General features: G+C 64.7%; 6 protein-coding genes. 4 read left to right on the plus strand and 2 right to left on the minus strand.

The window, feature by feature from the left end; genetic code table 11:
* Positions 1 to 3473, plus strand: a 3473-nt coding sequence (locus DS079_RS17670; protein WP_206516195.1) for an RHS repeat-associated core domain-containing protein, incomplete at its 5' end; no start/stop codon positions are given.
* A gap of 633 nt (positions 3474 to 4106) precedes the next feature.
* Here the strand turns inward: DS079_RS17670 and DS079_RS16840 are convergent.
* Entirely contained in the window at positions 4107 to 4544 is a 438-nt protein-coding gene (locus DS079_RS16840) for a hypothetical protein (RefSeq protein WP_126988907.1), read from the minus strand.
* A gap of 281 nt (positions 4545 to 4825) precedes the next feature.
* Here DS079_RS16840 and DS079_RS16845 point away from each other — a divergent pair, with 281 nt between their 5' ends.
* Positions 4826 to 5473: a recombinase family protein gene (locus DS079_RS16845; RefSeq protein WP_126988908.1), complete on the plus strand. Its 648-nt coding sequence runs from the start codon at positions 4826 to 4828 to the stop codon at positions 5471 to 5473.
* A gap of 117 nt (positions 5474 to 5590) precedes the next feature.
* On the opposite strand, the gene DS079_RS16850 is transcribed toward DS079_RS16845, so the two are convergent.
* Complete coding sequence (locus tag DS079_RS16850; RefSeq protein ID WP_126988909.1) at positions 5591 to 6298, minus strand: TIGR02391 family protein; 708 nt, start codon at positions 6296 to 6298, stop codon at positions 5591 to 5593.
* A gap of 249 nt (positions 6299 to 6547) precedes the next feature.
* Here DS079_RS16850 and DS079_RS16855 point away from each other — a divergent pair, with 249 nt between their 5' ends.
* Together DS079_RS16855 and DS079_RS16860 are read left to right on the plus strand one after the other, a co-directional pair.
* Positions 6548 to 9298, plus strand: a complete 2751-nt coding sequence (locus DS079_RS16855; RefSeq protein WP_126988910.1) for a class I SAM-dependent DNA methyltransferase — start codon at positions 6548 to 6550, stop codon at positions 9296 to 9298.
* 6 nt (positions 9299 to 9304) lie between these two features.
* On the plus strand, positions 9305 to 9889 hold the full coding sequence (locus DS079_RS16860; protein WP_126988911.1) for a winged helix-turn-helix domain-containing protein: 585 nt from the start codon (positions 9305 to 9307) through the stop codon (positions 9887 to 9889).
* Positions 9890 to 9968: the final 79 nt, after the last annotated feature.

Consider the following 9968-nt stretch of genomic DNA (forward strand, 5'->3'; position numbering starts at 1 on the left):
AGTCCCAGCCCGTCACCCGCTACACCTATGACTCGCTCTCGCGCCTGTCCACGGTGACCGATGTCCGCTCGAACCTGTCGACCACCTACACGTGGGAGGGCAGCACCACCCGGATCAAGACGATCACTCCGTCCGGGCTTGCCGGGTACACGCTGAACTACGCCGCGAACCCTGATGCGTCGGTGCCGACGCAGGTGGTCAAGAACGTCCAGCGCGGCGCGCAGACCAGCGGCGGACCGGCGGTGCAGATCGCCTCGATCGTCTACAACGTGCCTGTCTCCGGGACCGGGCTGCCGAACCTCTCCGAGGACGGGATCGCGGCGTGGGTGAAGGATGATCCGGGCACGCCCGAGCATCTCGGGCAGAAGCCCGTGAACGGGTACGCGGTGTTCGGGCCGGACAAGCCCGTCACCGCGCTGGTCGGGACCGGGGTCTCGGCGGCGGATCTGCAGTACGCGGATCTGCAGTACATCAACTCTGAGGCGTACACGGTCAACACCGCGTCCTACGGGGCCGGGGCCTGGCAGATCACCGCGACCCGGTATGACGATCAGGGCAACGTGACCCGCGAGCTCGACGCCACCGCGATCCAGACCGCGATCGCCGACCCCGCCCTCGACGGTCCGCAAGTCGATGACCTCGGCACGCGCACCGTCTTCAACGACGAGAAGAAGGACGCCGCGGGCACGGTGATCCTGCCTGCTGGGTCCGTGGTGACAGAGACGTTCGGGCCCGCCCGCACGGTGATGCTCGCCGACGGCAGCACGGACCGGCTGCGCCCCCACACCCTCACGACGTACGACGAGGGCGCACCGAACGGTGGGGTGAATCCGGTGACCGGGCAGGCCTATGCCCTGCCGACCACCGTCACCGTGAACGCCACCGATATGAACGATGGCGTGACCACGGTAGTGGAGGAGGTCTCGAAGACCACCAACGGCTACGCCCCGATCGACGGAAAGGCGCTGGATGACCCGACCTCGGGCTGGGTCCTCGGCGTCCCGACCACCGTCACCGACGCGGCGGGGAAGACCACGAAGCAGCGCTTCGATGCCCGCGGCAAGGTGCTCGAGACCCGGATGCCGGCCTCGAACGGCTCCGATGCCGGCACCACCAAGACGATCTACTACACCGCCGGCGCGAACTCCGCGGATGCGTCGTGCGGGGCGAGCGACCAGGCGAAGGCCTGGGCCGGCGAGCTCTGCCGCACCTATCCCGCGGCCGCGCCCAGCAGCGGCCCCACCCTGCCCTCGACGAAGGTCACCGGGTATGACTACTGGCTCGCCCCGACCACCACGGTCGAGACCTCCGGCTCCGCGACCCGCACCAGCGAGGTGAAGTACGACGCCGCGGGGAGGGCGGTGTGGGAGAACACCTCCACCAACGGGGTGGCCGGGTCGGTCGCGACCGAGGCGATCTTCACCCAGTACAACCCCACCACCGGCCTGGTCGACGCGGTCGGGATCGCCGACCCGCTGGGCACCGGGATCGGCGGCGCGAAGGACTCCTTCACCTACGACCTGTGGGGCAAGGAGACCAGCTACACCAACCAGCTGGGCGAGAAGACCTCCACCAGCTACGACACCGCCGCGCGCGTCACCTCGATCGCGGACCCGAAGGGCACCACGACCTTCGCCTACGACGGCACTGACGCGAACGGGAAGCCCGAACGCCGCGGCGTGGTCACGACGCAGACGGTCACCCGCACCGGCGCGGAGGTCCTCACCTACACCGCGGCCTATGACCCCAGCGGTGCGATGACGACGGAGAAGCTGCCCGGCGGCATCACCGTCACCCATCACGTGGACGAGGCCGGGGAAGAGGTGGGCCTGACCTACGCGGGACAGCTCACCGACCCCGACACGGGCGATGTCACCACGGGGGACTGGATCGCGTGGTCCCAGACCAACGACATCCTCGGCCGGGTCCGCACCGACCAGACCACGTTCGCCTCCGCCATCGCGACCACCGCCGGGATCCTTCCCGACGGCGGCACCACCGATGGGGAGATGACCGAGCCGACCGGCGGGAACCCGCTGGACTTCGACCACCGCTACACCTATGACAAGTCCGGCAACCTCGCCAAGGTCGAGGACCTCACCGGCACCCCGGTCGAGGGCAGCGACGTCAGCCCCTACACGGTGCGGGACTACACCTTCACCACCAACGGCGCCCGCAAGAGCGTGAAGGAGACGATCCGGGCCGACGGCACCCCCACCGGCGCCGCCACCGCCGGCATCGACCAGACCCTGACCTACGACACCGCTGACCGGCTCACCGGCGGGTACGTCTACGACCCCCTCGGGCGGCAGACGATCCTCCCCGCAGCCCACGCCCCGAACCCCGCCGGTGGCGACGTGCAGCTGGGGTACTTCGACAACGACCTCCCCCAGAAGGTCGCCCAGGACGGCACCACCACGACCTTCACCCTGGACGTCGCGAAGCGGCGCCTGGTCCAGTCCAGCGAGAAGGGCGGGGAGGTGACGACCACGACCCGGCACTACACCGACTCCTCCGACAACCCCTCCTGGATCGAGACGAAGAGGCCCGACGGGTCCACCGAGACCCTCCGCTACACCAGCTCCATCAGCGGAGACCTCGGCGCCAGCATCGCCACTGACGGCGGCGTCTCCCTCATGCTCCCGAGCATCCACGACGACATCACCACCACCATCCCGATCCCCGCCGGCACCCCCGCCACCACGCCAGCAACCACCATCGCCGGCTGGTCCAGCTACACCGAATACGGCACCCCCATCGACCCCACCCAGACCGCGGCCGTCGGCACCAGTGCGGGCTACGGCTGGCTCGGAGCCAAAGAACGTTCCACCACCGCCGAGACAGCGAACCTGACCCTCATGGGCGTGCGGTTCTACAACCGAATCACGGGAGCCTTCACTAGCGTCGACCCCGTCCCTGGCGGAAACGCCACGGCCTACAACTACCCCACAGACCCTGTTAACCAATCGGATTTGGACGGCAATAAGGGAAAGTGGAAGAAGCGCCTAAAGTCTGCAGGAAGATGGGCATGGAAGAACAAGACGAGAATTGCCTCAGGAGTTGCTTTGGGCGCCTGCGTGGTGCTTAGTGCAGGCGCGTGTGCTGTTGCTGCGGTCGGCGCCGCCGCGATCAGCATTGGAAGTAATGCATACAAGAAGAAGAAACTCGGAAAGCGTTATAGCTGGGGTAGTTTTGCCAAGGATACCGCTCTCGATGTTGCGCTCGCTGCAGTTCCAGGGTTCCGATATGGTCGGGGGGCTGTCGGCACAGCAAAGAAGGCATATAAGTACATGCGAGGACATAGAGCTACGCACCGATTCCCTCTGAATGGGGGGAAGTCGGCGCGGGCTACTACAAGAAGTCATCGGATGACATACAGGCAATCTTATGTAGCCTCCTACAAGGCTGGCCCCAAGCGCTGGTGGGCTGCCACAGCGGCGACAGGGTACGGCGCGTGGCGTACCTATAGATAGGGTAGGTCCGTACGTCCATAGCCTTCGGGGGGCGGTTCAATGCATGGTTTTCTAGACATCCTTGGCTATATTGGGGTGACAGGAGTGGTGCTAGTGATGCTTATTGGGCTGATCGGCCTGATCTCCAAGCCCATCGACACTCCTTGGCGGAGAGGCTTTTTCTCACCGGAGCATCTTGGAGTATTCGGGCGAGTCCATGAGCCTCTCTTATATATTTCTTTGGCGCTACTGGTCGGCTCGGATGTTGCCTCATACTTCCTTGGTTAACCGTGAGCGCGAAAGGCTATGTCATTGTGGTTGAATACTGGTATTCATGAATGACTGAAAGTGCCATGGGGTGAGTATCTCAGTGGAACCGGGGTGGCGCCGAGTCGCCGTGGTGGCTGATGCGGTGTGAGCTGGGTGCTCACGCTGTTGCTCGCGAATGAGGTGGACGTGCCCGGCGTGCAACTGGGGATCAATCCGGCTCTGCGCATCTGAGGGTGTAGGTGCGGGTCGCGGGGTGGGCGAACTTGGATTCCGTGACACAATCTGTCCGACGTGACCTCGGGACCGCCGCGCTACACCACGATCGAGGACTCAACTTTTCAATGCGGCGATGGCTGTGCTTCTGCAGGTTCGCATGCAGTCCTCTCATGAGGAGTTCTCCAAGTCCTCCTCCGTGCTCGTACGCCGCCCGAGGCGCCAACGAACCCCATGAGTCTCGATCGTCAACGTCGGCAGAGGTCGTCGGCGGATGAGGCTGGGTCGATAGGTCACTCGTCCTTCGCCCTGCAGGTAGGCGCGCGCTATGTAGGCGAGGTTCCGCAGCTCCGCCTCCTTCTCAGTCTCGTCATCGCCGTAGTCGAAGCGCCTGGTGCCTACGTCGAGGTCGCTGACATGGAACTCGAACCACTCGTAACTTGCTGCAAGGGAGGCATGGCGCTCTTGATCGTCCAGAGTTCTGGCGCTACTCAACCGCAGACGGTACGCACTAGGGGCCTCGCGGTCATCCTCTTCCCGGCGGAAGACGGATCGGTCGAAGACGTCATCCACAACGCGATGGAGCACTGCTCTGATGTCGACGGGCACACCCTCAGTGTGACATCAGGCCTCCTTGCGGACGGCTCTCCCGATGCCCCTTTCCGGGCGGGATAGGAGCTTCCTGCTCAGCCGTCTTGCCGTAGGGGTGGGTCACGCCGCCGGATGAAGTGTGGCCAGACTCAGCAGCCGGGAGACACCAAAGAGCGGAACCTTAGTGTGGTTGTCACGGTGGGGTATACCCAAAAGCGACAGTCACCCGCGAGGCATCGCCCCTGTACCAAAAGGTCCAATCCCGGATTTTGGCACATGACTCGGCTAGGGTCTTAGACGTGAACGAAACACACCGCGCCCCGGGCCAGCGCGTCGCATACCTGCGGGTGTCGTCGGCCGGCCAGAACCTTGCGCGCCAGCTCGAGGCGGTGGGGGAGTGCGATCAGACCTTCACCGAGAAGCAGTCCGGCAAGAGCGCGAAGGACCGCCCGGAGCTTCAGGCCCTGATCCGGCACGTCCGCCGCGGCGACCTCGTTGTCGTCGCCTCCATGGATCGCTTGGCCCGCTCGGTGATCGACCTCAACGACATCGTCCAGCAGATCACCGGAGATCCTGCCGAACACACCGAGCAACAGCCACGCAAGGGTGCGAGCATCGAGTTCCTCAAGGAGCGGCTAACCTTCGAGCCCGGGCATGCGGATGCGATGGCTGCGTTTCAGCTGAACATGATGGGCGCGTTCGCGCAGTTCGAACGCGAGCTCATCCGCCAGCGCCAGGCCGAGGGCATCGCCGCCGCGAAGAAGCGCGGCGTCTACAAAGGCCGGCCCCGCACCCTCGAGAGCGACCAGGTCCGCTCCGTCCGTAACGCCGCCCTCGCCGGCACCCCGAAAGTCCAAATCGCGCGTGAACACGGCATCAGCCGATCCACGCTGTACCGCTATCTCGAGAATCCCCAGCTACCCCTCCAAGCGACGGAGCAACCGTGAGGTGGATGTCGAGCGCACGTTGGGTCAAGCTAGGAGTGGGCCTGTTCGCCGTGGCATACCTGCAGGAACGAACAAGACTGCAGAGTCGATGTGGGATCTGACGACCAAGAGGACGTCTTATTCGGTCCCAGAACAGTCGTTTCGTTGTCCGCCATCCAGCCGCCGATGCAGCAAGCTCGCCATACCTAGGTACTCGAGAGCTACCCAAGGGTCTTCGTCAGTTGCGAGCTCGTGTGCCTTCGGGTTGCGGACGGCCTGTACGACTCCGCGGAAGATCGCCAGGTAGCCCTCGCGCTCATCTACCCCGCTCCGCCCTGACGAGGTTGCTAGATTGATCTTGGGCACCGGGCCGCCAAGCGCCTCGCCCACCAGCGCGACCCCCGACTTGTCAGCGCCAGTCATGCGGCGCAGCCGCACCTCGAGCGACTTAAAAGCCTCGGCGACGGCCTGCGAGTGATGGCCGTCGGCGAACAGGTCGCTCGCCACCTGCGCCACCTCAGAATGAAGGTGCTCGATCGAGAGACGGCGCACGGGAGCTACTCGCACTGCCGGCGCCGCGCCCCACACCACCTTCGTATGCCGCATGTCCTCTGGTCCGAAGTCGTTGACGTGCACTTCAGAGGCCTGCTTGCGGTCGGTTCCGCCGCGGGGATCTGAGAACTCGACGATGTCGCCCTCATAGATAGGGGTCGCAATGTCGAAGAAGCCGCTCTTGGCCTGAATTAAGGCTTCGGCCTCGATTCGTACTTCATCTTCGGAGCCTTCGAGGTGAACGATGGTCACTTGCTTTGTGCCGAGATCGCGGAACATGGAGGGTGCGGGCATCAGGATCCCTTCGTGGCAGGTTGGTCTTCAGCTAACGGTACGCAGTACCACCGACACCCTCGATCCGGCCAGCCGACTCCTCATGACCGCCTGACCCAAGAGCCGGCACTCCAAGGAACTTCACCGGCCGAAATCGCGGTAACTCGTCGACAAGGGCAGGCACTCGTACCGGCAAGCGACGTCATGCACCTCGTGATCCTCCTTGGCCTGCTAGTACGCTCATGAGAGGTCACTACTCGAGGGAGATTCATGGCGAAGGCGCTGTCGTTGAACGAGATACGGCGGCGTGCTGCGCAGTTCGTAGTGGACTGGCGCGACGAGCCTGGGGATGAGCGTCAGCAGGCGCAGTCGTTCATTCGGGACCTGCTGCGGGTCTTCGGGATTACGAGCACGAAGGCTGCGCTGTACGAGAAGCGTGCGAAGCGCTCCTCAACCGGGCATCGCGGGTATATCGATGCTCTCGTGCCTGGGTTGTGTGCGATCGAGATGAAGTCCGCCGGCAAGGACCTCGAGGTAGCCGAGCGCCAGGCGCTGGACTACATCGACGACCTCACTGACGTGGAGACCCCGCGCTGGGTCATCTCCAGCAACTTCACCCAGTTCCGGGTCCTGGACCTCCAAGCTCCCGACGGCGCCGACACGCACACCTTCACCCTCGAAGAGCTGCCGGCCAACTCCGACCTGCTGGCGTTCCTGGCCGGCTACCAGACCAGCTCCTTCGGTAGCCAGCAGCAGGAGGAGGCCTCGGTCAAGGCTGCCCAGATCATGGCGGACCTGTACGAAGCGCTGTCAGAGTCCGGCTACGACGACCACGATGCATCGGTGTTCCTCGTGCGGGTGCTGTTCTGCCTATACGCGGACGACGCCGGCGTGTGGGGCGAGCGTGACCAGTTCTATGAGTTCCTCGAGCAGCGCACCAGCGAGGACGGCTCCGACCTTGGACCGCAGCTGGCGATGCTGTTCCAGGCCATGAACCGCGACACCGCCAAGCGGCAGCGCAACCTCGATGAGTCCATCGCCCGGTTCCCCTACGTCAACGGCGGCATCTTCGCTGAGCCCGCCTCAATCCCCTCGTTCGACTCCGGCATGCGCGAACTGCTCCTGCAAGCCTGCGCGTTCAACTGGTCCGCGATCTCACCGGCCATCTTCGGATCCCTATTCCAGGCCGTGAAGGACTCCCAGGCCCGTCGCGAGCTCGGCGAGCATTACACGACCGAAACGAACATCCTCAAGACCATCCAGCCACTGTTCCTCGACGAGCTCCGCGGCCGATTCACCGACGCCGTTCACGACACCGGCAAGCTCAAGCGACTCCGCGCCGACCTCGGTCAGCTGCGCATCCTCGACCCCGCCTGCGGCTGCGGAAACTTCCTCGTCGTCGCCTACCGTGAGCTACGCGCCCTGGACCTCGACATCCTCAAGCGCCTCCACGAGCTCGGCGACACCAGCTGGCAGTCACCGACCGCGTTCTTCCTCAAGGAAGATCTCCCGGTCACCCTGGATCACTTCGCCGGGATCGAGATCGAGGAGTGGCCAGCCCGGATCGCCTCGACTGCCCTGCACCTGGTCGACCACCAGGCCAACCAAGCCATGGAACTCGCTCTAGGGAAGGCGCCAGACCCGCTGCCGTTGGACCGGATCGAGACCATTCACGTCCACAACGCCCTGCGCGCAGATTGGTCTCGGATCTTCCCCGCCTCGCCGCGAGTGATGATCGTGGGCAACCCGCCCTTCATCGGCCACACGACGAAAACCCGCGACCAAGTCGAAGACCTCAAAGCGGTCTGGGGTGAGGACTACGACGGCTACCTCGACTACGTCACCGCCTGGTACAAGAAGGCAGCGGACTACTTCCACTACACCCGCGGGGGACGATTCGCCTTCGTCTCCACCAACTCCATCGCTCAGGGCCTCCCCGTCGCCGCCCTGTTCAAACCCATCCTCGAAGCCGGCTGGCGCATCCGCTTCGCCCACCAGACCTTCGCGTGGACCTCCGAAGCTCCCGGACTTGCTCACGTCCACTGCGTCATCGTCGGCTTCGACAAGCACGAGAAGACTCCCGCAGCGCTCTACAGCTACGACACCCCGAAGGGACAGCCCGAACAGAAACCCGCGCGCAGCATTAACCCCTACCTTGTCGACGGACCGAGCGCGTATATCGCCAAGCGGTCCAAACCACTCAGCCCCGAGCTGCCCCCGGTTCAGTACGGGTCGATGCCCAACGATGGCGGCCACCTGCTTGTGGGTCCGGAAGGCTATCCGGAGCTGTCGCTGGACCCTGCCGCGAGCAAGTACCTCCGCAGGTTCGTTGGCGCGCGGGAACTCATTCGCGGGACCCCAAGATGGTGCCTCTGGCTGGAGAATCTGGATCCCACCGATCTGAAGCCCACAGGGCTGCTTCGTGGCCGCATAGAGGCCGTTCGCAGCTACCGAGAGGCGTCCCGCCGGGCTGCAACGAGCAAGCTAGCTGCCACTCCCAGCTTGTTCGGGGAGCGCCGCCAACCGAGGGTCCCGTACGTCTGCATACCTCGCCACTTTTCTGAGACCCGCCGGTTTGCGACCGTCGCCCACTTCGGGCCTGAGGTCATCGCCGGCGATGCGAACTTCACCGCCGAAGACCCAACCGGGTACCTGTTTGCGATCATCAGTAGCTCGATGTTCATGGCTTGGCAGCGCGCCACTGGCGGTCGCATCAAATCTGACCTCCGATTCTCTGCCACCGTCGTCTGGAACAACCTCCCCCTGCCCGAGGTGAGTGACACCGTTCGAGCAAAGATAATCGCTGCAGGCGCCGCCGTGCTCGACGCACGTGCCCTACATCCAGGGCGGTCCCTGGCAGACCACTACAACCCCCTTGCCATGGACCCCACACTCCTGAAGGCACACGATGCCTTGGACCGAGTCGTCGACAAGGCCTTCGGGGCCAGGAAGACCCTGCGCACCGAGGAAGAGCGCCAAGAGGTGCTATTCAAGCGCTACACCGAACTGACGGGAGCCTGAGGAGCGATGGCGGCCACTGCGGACATGAGCCCGGAGGGTCTTCCCCGGTATACCGAACTGATCCTGCCTGTCCTGATGGCTGTGCAGACTCTCGGCGGATCGGGAAAGGCTCGAGAGGTGCGAGAGGAGGTGCTGGCAACGCTGCCTGGCGCCGACGACATGGTCGCGGTGATGTACCCCAACAAGCCGTCCTCGTCTGTGCTCGAGGACCGCGTGGAGTGGGCACGGTGGACAGCGAAGAACATCGGCGCGCTCGATCAACCTGCCCGCGGGGTCTCCTCCCTGACCACATTCGGCCACGAGCTGCTGCGGATGCCGCTCAGCGATGCAGCGGCGAGGGTGGTCGAGATCGACCGGGAGAAACGCCGCGAGTACCGCCAGCGCCACGCAGCCACTCCCGACCCCCCGGAGATAGCGGACAGCTCGGAGGAGAACGCTGGGGACGCCCCGGTCGATGCGGAGGCGGCACGCTTCGACACCGCCGACGAAGTCTCCGACATCAGCTGGCGCGACACTCTCCTCACGCGCCTGCACCAGCTGACCCTGAATCGCCCCGGGTCTGGTGGAGGCTCTGATCCCACGGGAGGATGAGGAGCATGGCAGCACCGAGGAAGTACCCCGATGAACTTCGGGAGAGGGCCACGAGGATGGCCGTGGACGCGCGGCGGGA

The sequence above is a fragment of the Brachybacterium paraconglomeratum genome (genome assembly GCF_003994255.1).
Classification (GTDB): domain Bacteria; phylum Actinomycetota; class Actinomycetes; order Actinomycetales; family Dermabacteraceae; genus Brachybacterium; species Brachybacterium conglomeratum.

Bases quoted from the DNA above. Each gene is read 5' to 3' on its own strand.
- DS079_RS16850 (WP_126988909.1), bottom strand. From the start codon at position 6,298: ATGCCCGCACCCTCCATGTTCCGCGATCTCGGCACAAAGCAAGTGACC.
- DS079_RS16855 (WP_126988910.1), top strand. From the start codon at position 6,548: ATGGCGAAGGCGCTGTCGTTGAACGAGATACGGCGGCGTGCTGCGCAG.
- DS079_RS16860 (WP_126988911.1), top strand. From the start codon at position 9,305: ATGGCGGCCACTGCGGACATGAGCCCGGAGGGTCTTCCCCGGTATACC.